The following is a 16266-nucleotide window of genomic DNA, read 5'->3' on the forward strand; positions in this document are numbered from 1 at the left end:
CGCCATTAATTATGATGCTTAGAAAGTGATTGATTTGTCAGCACTACAGGTAGCAGTAGCGGCTTCACAAACTTTGTAAGTGTAGTTAAGGGTTGATTTGGTGTTTAATGAATCGGTGTGAGCACCATCATTGGCGGTGGTGGTGACTTTAGTGCCGTTACGATAAACATCGACATTGTTACCTGACAATCCAGCAAAGCTTAAGTTGATAAACTTAGCACCTTTACTCTTCACGCCATTCAAGCTTAAAGTAATATCGCCGCCAGTAGGTGGAGGTGTTACGCCGCCTGCACAACCATTAGCCGTTAAATACGCATGCGCTGCAGCAGCTTTAACAATACCGTATCCAAAGTAATCATCTTTACCTGACGCGCCAGCATCTTGAGCGGTTGCTTTAAGTGCTTTTCTAATTTCAGTACCGGTACATTCATTGTGCTGTGACCAAACTAATGCGGCAATACCTGAAACCGCAGGTGTCGCCATTGAAGTTCCGCTCATAAAGCCAAAATCAGATGTACCAATATTAATATTAACACTTGATGCCGCAAGTAAAGTTGCTCGGTCTTCAAACGCTGCACCAACTGCAGGGATTGAAGTTGCGTTAGCATCGCCTAATGTACCGTAAAGCATGCCTGGGGCATTATTAATAAGCACTGCGCCAACACCACCAGATGCTTCACAGTTTGCTACTTTATCGTAGAAAGAAATAACGCCACGATCGATAATACATACATTACCATTTGCGCCGCTGTCTACTGCTTCTGCCGTACCCATATAATAAGTTGAGCCAGTGACATTGCCAGAATTTTCCATTGCAGAGGAAGCAACAAAAACGCCATCGACAGTCAAGCTTGATGCCGTAGCCATGCCTGCTGGATAAGTAGATAAAGTGTCTACGCCACCGGCGGTGACTTCAACACAAATGGTTTCATCTGTAGTTGCACGACGACCACTACCTGAGGTACAAGTTGGGAATTGAGAAAAATCAGCAATGTTATTATTGGCATCATTAGCACCAATCATCATTACTGATGGATAACCTGCTGGGTAAGAGCGTACATTGTTACCATCATTACCTGCTGCGGCAACGACTAAACCACCTGCGTCAGTAAACGCTTTAAATGCATTTGATTCAGTGGCGTTAGAACCGCCACCACCTAGGCTCATACTGATAATTTTAGCACCCGCTGCACTACATAAATTTGCCGCTTTTGCTAAATCTGATGAATAGCCCCAGCCTGCTTCATTGAATACTTTAATGATGTGTAAATCGACACCTGGTGCCATACCGACAACACCAAAACCATTATCTGCTGCTGCAATGGTTCCCGCTACGTGAGTACCATGTGGGCCACCGTTAACATCCCAGCTACCTGTGCCTGAATCATTATCACCGGAAATATTGTTCCACTCAAAATCAGTATTGCTACGGTCTAACCCTGAATCGATGATACACACTTTAATGCCTGCATTAGGGTTAAAGGTGACTTGGTTAGCTTGTGATTGATATACCGCATAAGGTGTTATTTGCTGGGCCATTGGGTTGCCGCTGTCATCAGCAAATACAGACATTAAATGACGTGGTTGATCTAATTCAACAAGTTTAACGTGGGGATTGTTTAATAGCCCTTTTACTTGTTCTAAGTCTTTACCACTAAATGTGGCAGCGATAAAGCCGTCGCCATCAACATGGATTTGCGCGCCTAATTGCTTTGCTAAGGCTTTAACAATGCCTTTTTTTTGTTGATCTACTTGAATGACATAACGATCATCTGCTGCCTGTGATGAGGCACAAACGCCTACAGTTAGAGCTAACATTGCACTTGAAAGTATAGATAATTTCATTGTTTTTCTCTTTTTAGTTATTGTTTTTACCACCACTACATCAGCCTGTCTTTGCAAGCTTTGATAGTACTTATTGTTTAAGGTCTTTCTATCTAACTCAGTAGAAAGTAGCATAAGGTATTGTTTTTAACAATTTTTTAACTTAATATTGCTTTAAAATACTTTTATGCAAATTTTAAAATATCCACATGAGTTTATGAAGTGTTGTTTTATAAGGTTAATTTTTAAAGAGTTACTTCTTTTCAGTACTTTATGTGTTTTTTGTGATTAATTGTGCGATTGTTTTTATAAATAAGTCATTAATTTTTTAAGAATTATTTTGTTACATCGTTTAACATTTGCTTAACAAGGTGGCGTGGTTATACTCAGATTTGTCCACTCATCCAACGGAAAACATATATGCCAACCCATTTCAAACTTAACGCTATAGCAATAGCGAGCTTAATTCTATTAGGCGGTTGTAATGATAATAATACAAAGGATGACTCATCGGCTGCACAGATCAGCAAAGTTACTCAAGATGTAAGAAGTTTAGTTAGCAAATTAGCATTAACGGGCGATCCGAGTAGTGGTCGTGATTTACCTCAAGTCGGCACCCCTTTAGTCACATTAGGTATGCAATTGTTTTTTAGTAAAGCGTTGAGCGGCGAAATGGATGTTGCCTGTGTCAGTTGCCATCATCCTGCTTTGGGGGGCGGAGATGCATTAGCTTTATCAATAGGTGTTGAGGCGATAGATCCTGAACTACTTGGGGCGGAGCGTGAACACCGTTCAGATGGGACACATTTTGATGGTGGCCCAACAGTGCCACGTAATGCACCCACCACGTTTAACATAGGTTTGTGGGATAAAACCATATTTCATGATGGTCGAATTGAAAGTATTGAAGGCACAGCCGGTACCAATGGCAGTGGCACGCAAACACTGACCCCAGACTCAGCAAACAGAGAAACGCCAGATCCTCAAGCGTTGAACTTGACCGCCGCTCAAGCGCGTTTCCCGGTGACTTCAAATGAAGAGATGAAAGGTCACCATAAAAGTGATTTAACTAATGAAGGTATAAGAGATTACTTAGTTGCTAGATTAAGAGGTGATAATGCAGATTTAACCACAAATCAATGGTTAGCTGCCTTTCAGTTAGGTTTTGAAGATGCTGCAGGAACTGCTGAGTCGCTAATTAACAAATCGAATGTGTTTCAGGCGATCGGTGAATATGAACGTTCGCAGGTGTTTGTTGACAACCCATGGCGTGACTTTGTAGCAGGTGATGATGATGCTATCGATATTACTGCTAAAAATGGCGCTAAATTGTTTTTTGCCACTCAAGCTGAAGGTGGTGCGAATTGTGCAAGTTGCCACAGTGGTGATTTTTTCACTGATGAGTTGTACTACAATATTGCTATGCCACAAATTGGCCGAGGCAAAGGCGATGGTGTGACTGGCACAAATGATTTTGGACGCTTTAAAGTGACTAAGCAGGCAACTGATAAATTTGCCTTCAGAACACCTTCATTATTGAATGTGAGCGTGACGCTACCTTATGGGCATAATGGTGCGTATTCATCTTTAGAAGCGGTCGTGCGTCATCATTTGAATCCAGAAACTGCGGTAACCAACTATTCGGTATCGGATAACGTGACTCAGGTAGGTGTACAAACCAATAACATGGCTGAAAACACCCAAGAGGCTATTGAAAAGCTAATCAGCGATAGAGTTGCAGGAGTAGATAATGTTATTGAAGATATTATGTTAAGTGATGAGCAAGTATCTCAATTGATGGCATTTTTAAATACCCTGACAGATAAGTGTATTGCTAATACAGCAACAGATGCCTGTTTAGATAAATGGGTACCTAATGATGCAATAGCCGATCCCGATGGTTTAAGGTTACAGGCTAAATTCAGCCAGTAATAATCACTGGCACAATAAAAAACAGGGGTCTATATGGCCCCTGTTTTTTATTGATATCGGTCTTATTCAGTGGATAAAAACTGCAATGTTTAACATTGAGTTAACGCCATCTTAGTTAAAGTGAATATCGATGTGTCGTGGGAGTTTTAAGATAAATCACCGCCGCTCGGGTTAAAAAGTCGGGGTGAACAAGCCATTTTCAAAACATTTACCTGTTTGATACGGTTATTATCTTCACCTAAATGGCTTTAGCAATCACATTTATCGCTGCCGCTATTGAGCATCAAGCGTGTATTGCCTACAATGACGCACGCTTTATTCACAACAGACAACGACTATGAACGATACAACTTCACAACCTGCTTTACCAGATCGCTTAAGCGTTAACCCACGTAGCCCACACCATGTGGCTGCTATTTTTGAACATGAAATTGGCATTACCTTAAACGGTAAAGAGCGTTTTGATGTTGAAGAGTATTGTATCAGTGAAGGTTGGGTAAAAGTCCCAGCTGGCAAAGCGTTAGATCGCCGTGGCCAACCATTGACAATGACGATGAAAGGTAAAGTTGAAGCATTTTATAAGTAATCTGAGTATTATTTTTGTCGCTAGTGAATGTGCTAGTGATGATTGCAGCTAATTATTGAATGTATAAAAAAGCGAACCCATGGGTTCGCTTTTTTTTAGTAAAATTCAGGCTGCTTTTGTGAGCTGTTTCCTGATTTAATCAAGTCCTAGCTCTATCAAGACCAGCTTCATCAAGCGTTAGAAGTTGGCTCTTATACCGGCATAAACGCTGCGACTTTTTTGGATGTAATCAAGATCAGTTGCTACTTGATCGCGTTCTTCATCTAATAAGTTAGTCATCCCCATTTTTACAGTAAACATAGGTGTTATTTGGTAGTGAGCACCTAAATCCACGCTGCCATAGCCTTCTGATTTCACTTTGGTGCGCAGATATTGTTCACCCGTGTAATGATAACCCACGAAGGTTGATAACCCTTCAAGAGCAAGCCATTTGACCTGCACGCTGTAACTGTCTTCTGGGGTTAAGGTAAACGGATCGCCACTTTGTTTGTCTTCGGCGTTAGTTTTACTGTAATTCGCGTTTAGGCTTAAATCTTGAGTCAGATCATACCAAGCATTGGCTTCCCAGCCGTTAATTTTTGCTTGGTTTACGTTGTGATAGGTAAGTACTGCGCCCGGTGTGCGGTTCCAGGACTCTGTGATGATTTTATTTTCAACATCATTATGGAAATAAGTTAGGGTGCCGCCAAATGTATCGGTTTGATATTGCGTCGATAATTCATAGTTAACTGAGGTTTCAGCTTCTAAGTCAGCATTACCTATGACATTACAGGCACCGCGACAAGCAGGGATGATGTAATCAGGTTGAGATTGTGACATGTTAGGCGCCTTAAACGCTTTGCCACCGCCACCTTTAATGACCCAATCCGATGTTAAGCTATAAACTAAATATGCTCGAGGGCTAAATTGTGTACCGTAAATGTCATGATGGTCGACGCGACCACCTAAGGTAATATTCAGCTCACCTAAGCTAAATTCATCCTGTAAATACAGCGCTGACTGCGTATCGTCTAATTGACCATCACCTGAAATATTGCGCGTGTTATCTAGCTGAGTCCAGCGATATTCACCGCCACCGGTTAGCATATGGTTTCCCACTAATACCGTGGCTTGGCCATCAATCGTATCGTTAGTTTGCGTAATATAGCCGATTTCGCTAATTAATGCGGAGTGATCAGTAACTTCAACCTTTTCATGATAATAACGTAAACGGGTGTCACCCCAATTCCAATGACCATTATGGCTCAAACCACTGCTAATACGTTCAGCCGTTTGATAGTTGGTGAGAATAGTACCCCAGTTATTCCAATCAGATTCACGGTCATCGTCGGCGTAACTCAGGTCTAATTGTAAATTTTGTTCATCGCTAATAAGCCACTGCAGATTTGTTAATACACTGATTTTCTTTCTATCCTCTAGTGCATCGACATTAGGTTTTAAGTCTGAGCGCCAGGCATCACGTTCGCTGCTGTCTATTATCAAGTTAGCTAAAAGTTTGTCTTTGATTAACGCGCCGCTGGTGTACAGATTGTAAGTAGTAGTGTCACCTCCGTCACCACTTGTGGGCGTATCGTACTGTACACCAACACTGGTTTGCCACTCTGGAGTCGGCTGACGCAAAATAACGTTAACGACCCCGCCTAATGCTTCTGAACCATATAAAGATGACATAGGGCCGCGGACTACTTCAATGCGCTCAATAGCCGACATTGGGATAGAAGATAAATCAAAATCGTTACCATAACTTGAAGTTAACGCTTCACGTGAGTTGATGCGTCTGCCATTAATTAAAATCAGGGTGTAGTCAGAATCCAGTCCACGCAAACTGATTTCATTGCGTCCATATGGCGTGCCTTCGCTAATATTGACGCCTTGTAAATAACGCACTGCATCGGCTAAATCATCTATGACTAATTCATCTAACTCTTCCCTTGTGACCACAGACACAGATGCAGGAGCCATTAACTCTGAATGCTGGGTTTGAGTTGCAGTAATCACCATACGTTCAATCTTATCTTTCGCCGGTGTTGTTTGGGCATCATTAGCAAGAACTAAGGTGGAAGGTATGAGCAAGCCGCATGTTATGGCACAGGCTAACAATGACCGTGCAAAGTGCTGATGGGAAAGTCGATTGGGGATCGATGCACAGTGTTGAATGGGTGGTAAAAATTTAACAGGAGATCTAAAAGTAGGCATAGGGTATTTCTCATAATAATAATTTACGCGAATGATAATTATTATTGTTTGAGGGTTCAAGGAGACATGTCACCTAAGCTTGTAAACTTTATGTAAAGATTTTTAGCGAGATGGTAAAAAAAAGTGAGCGCAGGGGAATAATAGAATCGGCACTTTCTTACGATCGGTAATATGAGTTCTATCTGGAACGTCAAACACTGCGTTAATTACGACGCAGCCAGCGTTATTGACTGTTTGGTAAACTCAATGGAGATGATTTTTACAGAGGAATAAAATGTAATAATGAAAGTGAATCGAGTGCTTGTCTGTAACTTGCGATAATACAGATACATAAATAAATAGGCCTCAGCAACAAGTCTGAGGCCTATTTATGTAATCAAAGTGCTTAAATGAGTGGCATTAACTGCTTATTGCTTGCTGTTAATTTTACACTACTCATTTTTACAAAATATCATTTAATGCTACACCAATACCGATGCGCTGGTTATGGTGGTTATAATCAATTAAGCTTTCGCCATAGCCATTAAAGTACTGGGTATAAACACGCAAGTTACCTATGATGGGATAACTCCAGGTTAATTCGACAGCGCCTTTATTATCACTTGCTAGATTATTTCGCAGCAACATAGTGAATCTGTGTTCATCTAAACCGTAAACCCCGGTGACTTCAACATGACCCATATAGTCATCGATATCTGGGTTGTCATCCCCTTTTGTATCGGTTGGGAAGGCTTTTTCATCCTCAGGAATACGCCACCAGGCTTTTATGCCTAAAGCAAAAGGGCCGCGGTCAAATACCATGGTGCCATAAAGACGATTCCAACTTCTAGACAAGGGATCAGCTTGTCCATTTGATTGGTGCACCGCGCCAAATCCCCAAAAAGAATTTGTTAAGCCTGCCACTTTCCAGTCATTGTTAAATAACATGAACATTTCCGGTTCGTGGTTAGTTTCACGAAAGGGTGATGACACCTCTTTGTTGTATAGCTGCCAATAAGATTGGTTGGTATAGGCAAAAAATAAATGGCCATTATCACCAAACATATTATACCAAAGGGGAAATTTGAAACTAATTTGAAACTTGGCTTCAAGATCATCAACTTGGATATCTTCGTCAGGATATTTTTCCTTAAAAGGTGTGTTGTTAGTCCGTGACTGGTATGTCACAGGTAAAATGTAGTTTGGCCTGTGGGGAGTCAGTACAAAAGGTTTTTCAGATGTGGCTAACTCATCTTTTACTCGCTCATCAAGCAGTGAGTCTTCAGCAAGTAAAGAAAAAGAGAAAAAACCTGCGACTAAGGGCAGTACCATCAAAAGTTTTGGAGGTCTCATTGTCACTAGTCCGTTAAGAGTGTTCCTATCATGTAATGGCATTGTAAGCGCAATTCTTGAGTGAAATCATGTGAAATTTTATTTTTTGATTGATATCGAGTAAAAAGTCTCGCCTCCTTATAGCTAAATGGAATAAAAACTAACTATTTACTATTATATCTGGAATATATAAACCGTTATATTTGATGCCATCAAAGAATACGGGGTAAGTGTAATGGAGTTAGTATCAATGCCTGGTCAGCAGGCTAAAGGCAAGGTGTGGCTGGTGGGCGCAGGCCCAGGCGACATAGAGCTATTAACCCTCAAAGCTTATCGCATTATTAAGCACGCAGATGTGGTTTTGTATGACGCACTTGTTAGCCAAGATATCCAAGATTTAATTCCCCATGGCGCAGAGAAAATCGCGGTGGGAAAACGTGCTGGTAAGCATAGTGCTAATCAGGATGAAATTAACCAGTTGCTCGTTACTAAAGCCTATACCCGTAAAAATGTTGTCCGCTTAAAAGGCGGCGACCCGTTTATTTTTGGACGTGGCGGTGAAGAGCTAGAAACCTTAGTGAAAGCTGGCGTTGAGTTTGAAGTGGTTCCGGGTATTACGGCTGCCAGTGGCACGTCGGCATATGCCGGTATTCCACTAACACATCGAGATCACGCCCAAGGTGTGACTTTTATTACCGGCCATTGCCAATTAGCGAGCCGTCCTATGGACTGGCAAGGCTATGCAAACCCAAACAATACGCTTGTAGTTTACATGGGCATATTGAATGCCAGCATTATTAGTGATGGGCTGATTAACGCAGGGCGCAGTGCCGATACGCCTGTGGCTATCGTCTCCAAAGCGACCACCTCAGCTCAACAGCGTTTTTTTGGCACCTTAGGTGAATTAGGCCAGCTAGCAGCTGACCCCGCGCTTGAAATGCCTGCGTTAATGATAATTGGCGAAGTGGTTCAGTTAGCGGACAGTTTAAATTGGTTTGTCCCTGCGACTGAACAGCAACAACATGAATATTCAAACATTACAGTTAAAAAACTGTAATTAAAATAGTTAAATTTTGCTGCAGCAGCAGTAACTCAAAGTTAATGGAGAAGAATTATGGCAAGTCGCACATTAAGCCATTTACAACAACTGGAAGCTGAAAGCATTCAGATCATTCGTGAAGTGGCCGCTGAATTTGACAACCCTGTCATGATGTATTCGATTGGTAAAGACTCATCTGTGATGCTGCATTTGGCGCGTAAAGCCTTTTACCCAGGCAAAATTCCTTTCCCACTGATGCATATTGATACGGGTTGGAAATTTAAAGAAATGATTGAGTTTCGTGATAGTCAGGCCAAAGCATTTGGTTTAGATCTGATCACTCATACCAATCAGGAAGGGGTAGAGCAAGGCGTTGGTCCTTATACTCATGGTAGTGCTAAGCACACTGACATAATGAAAACCCAAGCCCTGAAGCAAGCCCTGAATAAATATGGCTTTGATGCGGCATTTGGTGGCGCCCGTCGCGATGAAGAAAAGTCACGTGCAAAAGAGCGTGTCTATTCATTCCGTGATAAGCATCACCGCTGGGACCCAAAAAGTCAGCGCCCAGAGTTATGGCGCACCTATAACGGCGCAGTTAACAAGGGTGAAAGTATTCGTGTTTTCCCTTTATCAAACTGGACAGAGCTAGACATTTGGCAATATATCTATCAGGAAAACATTGAAATCGTCCCTTTGTATTTCGCTGCAGATCGCCCAGTAGTGAACAAAGGCGGCCAGCTAATCATGAAAGATGATGACCGCATGCCGTTAGATGCGGGTGAAGAAATCACCACAGAGCGAGTCCGCTTCAGAACATTAGGGTGTTATCCATTAACCGCTGCAATGCCTTCTGATGCCGATACGCTAGAAAAAATTATTGAAGAAATGCTACTTACTCGCTCAAGTGAACGCCAGGGTAGACTGATTGACTCAGACCAAAGCGCATCAATGGAACATAAGAAGCGTCAAGGTTACTTCTAAGTCCAGTATTGGAAATGGTTTTAGACATCAGATTGATAAACTCAAATTGAGTGAGAAAGAATATGAATCAAGCAGAAAACAACACAACACGCATGGCCGCTGAAATTTTAGAGCACGGCGTAAAACAGTATTTAGCCCTTCAGCAAAACAAAGGTCTTTTACGCTTTTTAACCTGTGGCAGTGTTGATGATGGAAAAAGTACCCTTATTGGCCGTTTGTTGCACGACAGCGCGCAAATTTATGAAGATCAATTAGCGACTTTAAAAAATGACAGCGCCAAAATGGGCACCACAGGTGAGGCTATCGATCTAGCATTACTGGTTGACGGTTTACAGGCTGAGCGTGAGCAAGGTATTACCATTGATGTGGCTTACCGTTATTTCTCTAGTGAAAAACGTAAGTTCATTATTTCTGATACACCAGGGCATGAGCAATATACCCGCAATATGGCCACAGGTGCTTCTACCTGTGACTTAGCGGTTATTTTAGTGGATGCGCGTTATGGCGTGCAAACTCAAACTAAACGTCACGCTTTTATCGCATCATTATTGGGTATTCGTCACTTTGTTGTCGCGGTCAATAAGATGGATTTAGTCGGTTTTGATCAAACGGTTTTCAATAATATTCAAGCTGACTTCGCTAAGTTTGTCAGTGATTTTGGTGATTTAGACATTCACTATGTGCCGTTATCAGCCTTAAATGGCGACAACGTTGTTAACCGTAGTACCCAATGTGATTGGTATCAAGGTGGCACATTGCTAGAGCTACTGGAAACCATTGACACCCAACGTGAGTTGAGTGAATTACCAGCACGTTTCCCTGTGCAATATGTACTGCGTCCTAACCTTGATTTCCGTGGTTTTTCAGGAACCTTATCATCGGGCATTTTAAAAGTGGGTGATGAAATTGTCGCACTGCCATCTAACAAGCGCAGCAAAATAGAACGTATTGTGACTTTTGACGGTGACTTGGTTGAAGCGGTTGCTGGACAAGCTGTCACTATCACCCTAGAAGATGAGATTGATATTTCTCGTGGAGATTTACTCGCTAAACCAGATAGCGCGCCAAGCCTAGCGAACCATATTGTCGCCGACCTTGTGTGGATGGATGAAAAGCCATTACAGATTGGCCAACTTTACGATGTAAAAGTGGCAGGTAAGAAGACCCAAGCGGTAGTCAGTGAAATTGAATATGTCGTTGACGTTAATACCCTAGAGCGCAGCGCGGCAACGTCATTAAGCTTAAACACTATTGCACGCGTGAAGTTAGATTTAACCGAAACCGTCGTATTAGATGCCTATAGTTTGGTGCGTGATACCGGCGGAATGATCTTAATTGATCGCTTATCAAATGCCACAGTTGCAGCAGTGATGGTGGTTGACGGTTATCAAGGTGAGAAACAAGTGAATACTGAATTCAGCGCGTTTGAACTTGAGTTTAATACCTTGGTACGCAAACATTTTCCACACTGGAATGCCCGCGACATCAGTTTGCTTGGAAAATAATCTATGAATGAAATGTGGTTGTTAGCGATCATATTGTTAGCAATGGTAGGCGGCCTGATAGCAGGAGCCGCCAAACCTGCCACAATGTTTTTTATGGCGCTATTAAGCGCCTACTTATTAGGCTTGGTGGAGCTTAACCAAGCACTAATGAGCTTTACAAATAATGGCTTAATTGTATTAGTGTTGTTGGTGTTAGCCGCTACAGCATTAGAGAAAACCTGGTTAATCGGTAAGTTAAGTCAGGTGATTGGTAAAGGTAGCTTATTTAGTACGCTAGCGAAAATGGGCTTATCTACCGCATTACTGTCTTCATTTACCAATAACACTGCCGTAGTGGCATCGTTAATTGGCGTTGTTAGACGTAATCAAGCCCATGCGCCATCTAAACTATTACTGCCATTAAACTATGCCGCCATTTTAGGCGGTACATTAACCTTAATTGGTACCTCAACCAACCTAATTGTTAACTCGTTTGTTGAAAATGCTGGGCTTGAGCCCCTAGGTTTTTTTGAGTTCAGCCAAGTCGGTATTTTGGTGGTAATTACTGGTTTAGCGGTATTGATGTTACTGGCAAATACCTTACCTGATCGCCGTGAAGAAAACCTTGATGAAGCATTGCCTTATCTACTCGAAGCGCATGTGGCTAAGCATTCTAAACTGGTAGGGCATAGCGTGGTCGATAACCGTCTACGTGCACTAAAAAAGCTTTACCTGGTTGAACTTGAACGCAGTGGTATTCGTATTTGTCCCGTGCCACCTAATATGGTTATTCAAGCGGGAGATATGCTGCGCTTTAGTGGTGCAGTTGAGTCCGTTGAGCTATTGCATCAATTTGATGGGCTGGAATGGTTTGGTAAGCAGCATGCTAAAGGTCAAAACCTTGTTGAGGCAGTATTAGGGCCGTCGTCTAAATTGGTCGGTACCACACTTAAAGATGCGCGTTTTCGTGAAATTTATGATTCGGCTGTGATGGCTATTCGCCGAGGTCACGCTCCACTTAAAGGTGGCTTAGGTGACATCGTTCTTCAACCAGGGGATGTGTTATTAATTACTCCTGGAGACAGATTCTCTAATAGTCCAAATTTAAGTACCGACTTTGCAGCCATTAGTGGTTTAGATTTGAATGTGCGCCTTGATGATAAACGCAGTAATTGGGTGATTTTAGGCTTTGTACTGACAATTTTAGCTAGCGTGACCGAGTTAGTGCCTTTGGCGAAAGGCTTGGTGATTCTACTTCTGAGCTACTTTGCCATTGGTGCCGTAAGTCTATCGGAATTAAAGCGTCGTTTTCCACTTGAATTAGTTATCATTGTTGGAAGTGCCTTGTGTTTGGCTACGCTAATGATTGATACCGGCTTAGCTAAAAATTTAGCCGATGGCGTTATCAGTGTCTTTGATGGTTATGGGGTGTTTGCGGCGTTTGTTGGGGTATTTTTTATTACTCTCATTGTGACTGAATTGATCACCAATAATGCTGCAGCAGCGCTGGCATTCCCAGTCGCCTATGCGGTAGCTACCAGTTACGGTGTCGACCCTCGTCCATTTATTATGGCGGTCGTTTTTGGTGCCAGTGCTAGCTTTATTTCGCCTTACGGTTATCAAACCAATTTGATGGTCTATAACGCGGGTAATTATAAGTTATCTGATTTTGTACGAGTAGGATTACCTTTGTCTGTGGTGTATTCACTGACCGTTATTTTTGCAGTGCCATATTTTTTCCCGTTCTAATGAATGAGTCATTTGTAGTATTGAATTTTAGTTTTTATATGCCGTTTGAACGTACGGCATAAAAGGAGTTGTTATGACTGATATCGTTTGGCATCAGCATGAAATAGATCAAGCCGCTCGTGGGCGTCAAAAGAATCAAAACCCAGTGTTATTATGGTTTACTGGCTTATCGGGTTCAGGAAAATCGACCCTAGCGGGGGCATTAGAACATGCACTATTTAACGCAGGTTTTCATACTTACTTGCTTGACGGTGATAATGTACGCCATGGTTTATGCAAAGACTTAGGCTTTAGCCTAGATGATCGCGATGAAAATTTACGCCGCGTGGGTGAAGTAGCTAAGTTAATGGTCGATGCCGGTTTGGTGGTGCTGTCGGCATTTATTTCACCTACCCGTGCCGAGCGTGAACGAGTAAGGAGTTTATTCCCTGAAGGCAAATTTATTGAGGTGCATGTTTCAACACCCTTAAGTGTGTGTGAATCGCGCGATCCTAAAGGTTTATATGCCAAAGCTCGCAAAGGTGAAATAGCCAACTTTACAGGTATATCATCACCTTATGAAAACCCTGAGTCAGCAGAACTCACCATAGACACCAGTAAAGGTGATCTGGCCACCCAAGTACAAGCCTTAGTTGATTACTTAAGCGCACTGCAAGTGGTAGATGGTGAAAAAATGATGGCAGGTTTAGGCATTTAATCGTAACAGATTGGATTTAATCACAGTCGGTGTGGTTTATTCACATCGACTGTGGTGCCGATTACTGTGTTTTAAGTAAGCTGATTGCTGCGGGTAAAGAGGTTAATCCGTATTCACTTAAGATGTTTTTAATCCGCTCAATAAACCTGGGTTTATGCTGGCGCACCACATGATAAACTTGAAAGCACTTGATAATATTTTCTTCTGTTAAGCCATTTTCTGCGTGATATACCGCGGTTAAATAACAACGGATCATAAAACAATCAATAATAAGCTGCTGTAAAACTTGTTCCGGGTCATGATCTTCATGCATAGGGAAATGATCGTGGAACATGGAATAGAGAATAAATTTGGTAAATAGTGCCGCGTGTTCTGTCAGCTTAGTTGTGACTTCGGTATTCCATATCTCATTAATCTTATCGATTGAATAATCATTTTGTTCATTACACAAAGCTGCAATCGCATTGTTAATCGACTCAAATCGAGCCCGTGTACTTCTTGAGTGGGTTTTACACAGCGCATCATGAATTGCCACAAAAGTGTGTTTTTGAGGCAAAGGAGTATAAGGGATATTGTTAAATTGCTCCGTAATCATGCCCATTTGAGCCATATTCAGCAGCTGATTGTAACGCACGCTTAATTGTTCAATATTAGCCTTATCTAGGCGAACTTCATTACTGGTTTTGAGTAGTAATCCAATCGCTAAAAATGATTCTTGCCAGCTTAGGCCTGAATTTAACAATAAATCTAAACTGTATTCGTAAGATTTTTCTAACCAGGGCGGGCTAGGCATTAGCGCTGCTTTACTGCCGTTTTCATTGGCTGAAAATTGAAAAGCATTGTCGTCGAATAGCACGATACGAGTTACTTCTGGGCAAGATAAAAATAAGCTTTGATATTTGTCTGGGCCAATTAGTTGCTCGTTTTTAGGGTAGGTTTTACAGGTATAACTTAAGGCTTTCTCACCGGCTTTTGCATGAATATTACATAGTTTTTGTGGGTCTAGAAAAGGACAAGCGCCATTATCATCTAATTTCACAACCGCCCATGAGCTGTCGCTTTCTTTGGTTTCGCGTAAAGCAAATTTAGCCAGATCTGCTAAATATTTATGCTTTATGGTTTTTTTATAGCTTTGTTTATCAAATATTATCTTCCAGTCATTGCAGCAACTGTCTGCACATTTAGGCCCTATACAACTAAATAAATCCACATAATTAGGTTTAATTGTCAGGTTTTCCATGTAAATCCTTTTGATAAGTTATCTCAAGATATAATGACTTATTTATGCTTAGATTGTGTATTAAATCAATACCTGCTTCAATACTCTTTGCCAGTTACCACCCATGATGCGATCGCGATCGGATGATTTAAAGCGCGCTTTTTTCAGCGCGTCATCAATAAGGCTCATACGATCGATATTGTTCAATTCGGGGATAACCACATGTTTCGGTTCTACATCAAAACCTAATACATTTTTAGCCCGTAGACTGTGCCACCAATCTAAGTACTCTTTTACCCCTTCAGCATTGTCATTATTGAGCTTTAATAAATTTTCCTGGCCCCGTAATGGATAGTCATTAGCAATCGCTACGCTGTCTACTCCGGCAATTCTGACCACATGATCAATTTGTTTAATGTAATCGCTAATGGTTGGAGTCGGTTTATTGGTTAACCAAAAGCTCATCATAAAAATACCAAATACGCCGCCGGTGTCGGCAATGGCGCGAATAACCTCATCGGGGGAGCAACGGGCATGATTAACTATATGTCTTACCGCGCCATGGCTTTGCACTATTGGGCTTTTACTGGCTTTGGCGGTATCTAGCGCGGTTTGTGCACTGGAATGGCTAACATCAATTAACATATGGCGATGGTTAATGGCCTCAATCAGTTCGTGGCCAGCTGGCGTTAAGGGTAAATTTAACCCTGTTTTACCATTGTTATCCAATGCACCGCCAGCAAAGCGGTTACCGTAATGGTGAGTGAGCTGTAAAACCCGTAAGCCCTGTTGTTTAAATTCTTCTAGTTGCTGCCAATTGGTGTCGCTGCTGTCATCTTCGACACAATCAGCGCCTTGAATTTGGAAAAATACAGCGGTACGTTCAGCGTCATATGCTCTAGCAATATCAAGGCCTGTTTGCCCCTGTAGATATACGTCAGGATTGGCATCGACCACAGCTTTCGCTGCTTTAATGCTTTTGATACACGCATTGTAACTGCGCTTGTAATTGGTGGTGCCGTCAGCCTGTTTGATGGCTTCAATATCTGATATGTCGGCGATAAAGGCGCTCAATTTGGAGGCTTTAACATCGTTAATATCGTCGGGCAAAAATGATAAACCATCAATGTACAAAGGTTGTGAGCGTGCTGCCCACGCTTGTTGGCTTATAAATGGACTACATAACGCTGCTGCGCCAAGGCCTTTAAGTAATTTACGGCGGGTGAGCAAGTCATGTGACATTAA

12 protein-coding genes are annotated in these 16266 nt (G+C 41.9%); 7 read left to right on the top strand and 5 right to left on the bottom strand.

Going from position 1 to position 16266, the window contains the following annotated elements; all coding sequences use genetic code 11:
- Nucleotides 1–18: 18 nt before the first annotated feature.
- Complete coding sequence (locus ACRWQL_RS13675; RefSeq protein ID WP_434950536.1) at nucleotides 19–1845, bottom strand: S8 family serine peptidase; 1827 nt, start codon at nucleotides 1843–1845, stop codon at nucleotides 19–21.
- A gap of 399 nt (nucleotides 1846–2244) precedes the next feature.
- Here ACRWQL_RS13675 and ACRWQL_RS13680 point away from each other — a divergent pair, with 399 nt between their 5' ends.
- Both ACRWQL_RS13680 and ACRWQL_RS13685 read left to right on the top strand, forming a co-directional pair.
- Complete coding sequence (locus tag ACRWQL_RS13680; RefSeq protein ID WP_434950537.1) at nucleotides 2245–3756, top strand: cytochrome-c peroxidase; 1512 nt, start codon at nucleotides 2245–2247, stop codon at nucleotides 3754–3756.
- 337 nt (nucleotides 3757–4093) lie between these two features.
- Nucleotides 4094–4342: a DUF3297 family protein gene (locus ACRWQL_RS13685; protein WP_434939056.1), complete on the top strand. Its 249-nt coding sequence runs from the start codon at nucleotides 4094–4096 to the stop codon at nucleotides 4340–4342.
- A gap of 177 nt (nucleotides 4343–4519) precedes the next feature.
- On the opposite strand, the gene ACRWQL_RS13690 is transcribed toward ACRWQL_RS13685, so the two are convergent.
- A complete protein-coding gene (locus ACRWQL_RS13690; protein WP_434950539.1) occupies nucleotides 4520–6538 on the bottom strand; it encodes a TonB-dependent receptor domain-containing protein in 2019 nt (672 codons plus the stop codon).
- Nucleotides 6539–6979: 441 nt separating this feature from the next.
- Nucleotides 6980–7849, bottom strand: a complete 870-nt coding sequence (locus tag ACRWQL_RS13695) for a phospholipase A (RefSeq protein ID WP_434931965.1) — start codon at nucleotides 7847–7849, stop codon at nucleotides 6980–6982.
- Nucleotides 7850–8084: 235 nt separating this feature from the next.
- On the opposite strand from ACRWQL_RS13695, the gene cobA reads away from it, so the two are divergent.
- The 5 genes from cobA to cysC all read left to right on the top strand — a co-directional run bounded on the left by cobA (nucleotide 8085) and on the right by cysC (nucleotide 13802).
- Nucleotides 8085–8906, top strand: a complete 822-nt coding sequence (gene cobA, locus ACRWQL_RS13700) for a uroporphyrinogen-III C-methyltransferase (RefSeq protein ID WP_226413474.1) — start codon at nucleotides 8085–8087, stop codon at nucleotides 8904–8906.
- 57 nt (nucleotides 8907–8963) lie between these two features.
- Complete coding sequence (gene cysD, locus ACRWQL_RS13705; RefSeq protein ID WP_434950541.1) at nucleotides 8964–9872, top strand: sulfate adenylyltransferase subunit CysD; 909 nt, start codon at nucleotides 8964–8966, stop codon at nucleotides 9870–9872.
- Between the two features lie 62 nt (nucleotides 9873–9934).
- Nucleotides 9935–11377: a sulfate adenylyltransferase subunit CysN gene (gene cysN / locus ACRWQL_RS13710; RefSeq protein WP_226413479.1), complete on the top strand. Its 1443-nt coding sequence runs from the start codon at nucleotides 9935–9937 to the stop codon at nucleotides 11375–11377.
- Between the two features lie 3 nt (nucleotides 11378–11380).
- Nucleotides 11381–13105, top strand: coding sequence for an SLC13 family permease (locus ACRWQL_RS13715; RefSeq protein WP_434950542.1), 1725 nt, complete (start codon nucleotides 11381–11383; stop codon nucleotides 13103–13105).
- Between the two features lie 73 nt (nucleotides 13106–13178).
- Nucleotides 13179–13802: an adenylyl-sulfate kinase gene (gene cysC / locus ACRWQL_RS13720; RefSeq protein ID WP_226413483.1), complete on the top strand. Its 624-nt coding sequence runs from the start codon at nucleotides 13179–13181 to the stop codon at nucleotides 13800–13802.
- A gap of 61 nt (nucleotides 13803–13863) precedes the next feature.
- Here cysC and fliB read toward each other — a convergent pair whose 3' ends face one another.
- Both fliB and ACRWQL_RS13730 read right to left on the bottom strand, forming a co-directional pair.
- Nucleotides 13864–15042, bottom strand: a complete 1179-nt coding sequence (fliB, locus tag ACRWQL_RS13725) for a flagellin lysine-N-methylase (RefSeq protein WP_434950544.1) — start codon at nucleotides 15040–15042, stop codon at nucleotides 13864–13866.
- Nucleotides 15043–15102: 60 nt separating this feature from the next.
- Nucleotides 15103–16263 (bottom strand): membrane dipeptidase, encoded by a 1161-nt coding sequence (locus tag ACRWQL_RS13730; protein ID WP_434950546.1) that lies wholly within the window; start codon nucleotides 16261–16263, stop codon nucleotides 15103–15105.
- Nucleotides 16264–16266 lie beyond the last annotated feature (3 nt).

The sequence above is a fragment of the Shewanella sp. HL-SH4 genome, from assembly GCF_051164845.1.
In the GTDB taxonomy this organism is placed as follows: domain Bacteria; phylum Pseudomonadota; class Gammaproteobacteria; order Enterobacterales; family Shewanellaceae; genus Shewanella; species Shewanella glacialimarina.

What these genes read in the sequence shown, in the direction of transcription:
- ACRWQL_RS13680 (WP_434950537.1), top strand. Translation starts at nt 2,245, where the DNA reads ATGCCAACCCATTTCAAACTTAACGCTATAGCAATAGCGAGCTTAATT.
- ACRWQL_RS13715 (WP_434950542.1), top strand. Translation starts at nt 11,381, where the DNA reads ATGAATGAAATGTGGTTGTTAGCGATCATATTGTTAGCAATGGTAGGC.
- cysC (WP_226413483.1), top strand. Translation starts at nt 13,179, where the DNA reads ATGACTGATATCGTTTGGCATCAGCATGAAATAGATCAAGCCGCTCGT.
- ACRWQL_RS13675 (WP_434950536.1), bottom strand. Translation starts at nt 1,845, where the DNA reads ATGAAATTATCTATACTTTCAAGTGCAATGTTAGCTCTAACTGTAGGC.
- ACRWQL_RS13730 (WP_434950546.1), bottom strand. Translation starts at nt 16,263, where the DNA reads ATGTCACATGACTTGCTCACCCGCCGTAAATTACTTAAAGGCCTTGGC.
- ACRWQL_RS13685 (WP_434939056.1), top strand. Translation starts at nt 4,094, where the DNA reads ATGAACGATACAACTTCACAACCTGCTTTACCAGATCGCTTAAGCGTT.
- cysN (WP_226413479.1), top strand. Translation starts at nt 9,935, where the DNA reads ATGAATCAAGCAGAAAACAACACAACACGCATGGCCGCTGAAATTTTA.
- ACRWQL_RS13690 (WP_434950539.1), bottom strand. Translation starts at nt 6,538, where the DNA reads ATGCCTACTTTTAGATCTCCTGTTAAATTTTTACCACCCATTCAACAC.
- ACRWQL_RS13695 (WP_434931965.1), bottom strand. Translation starts at nt 7,849, where the DNA reads ATGGTACTGCCCTTAGTCGCAGGTTTTTTCTCTTTTTCTTTACTTGCT.
- cysD (WP_434950541.1), top strand. Translation starts at nt 8,964, where the DNA reads ATGGCAAGTCGCACATTAAGCCATTTACAACAACTGGAAGCTGAAAGC.
- cobA (WP_226413474.1), top strand. Translation starts at nt 8,085, where the DNA reads ATGGAGTTAGTATCAATGCCTGGTCAGCAGGCTAAAGGCAAGGTGTGG.
- fliB (WP_434950544.1), bottom strand. Translation starts at nt 15,042, where the DNA reads ATGGAAAACCTGACAATTAAACCTAATTATGTGGATTTATTTAGTTGT.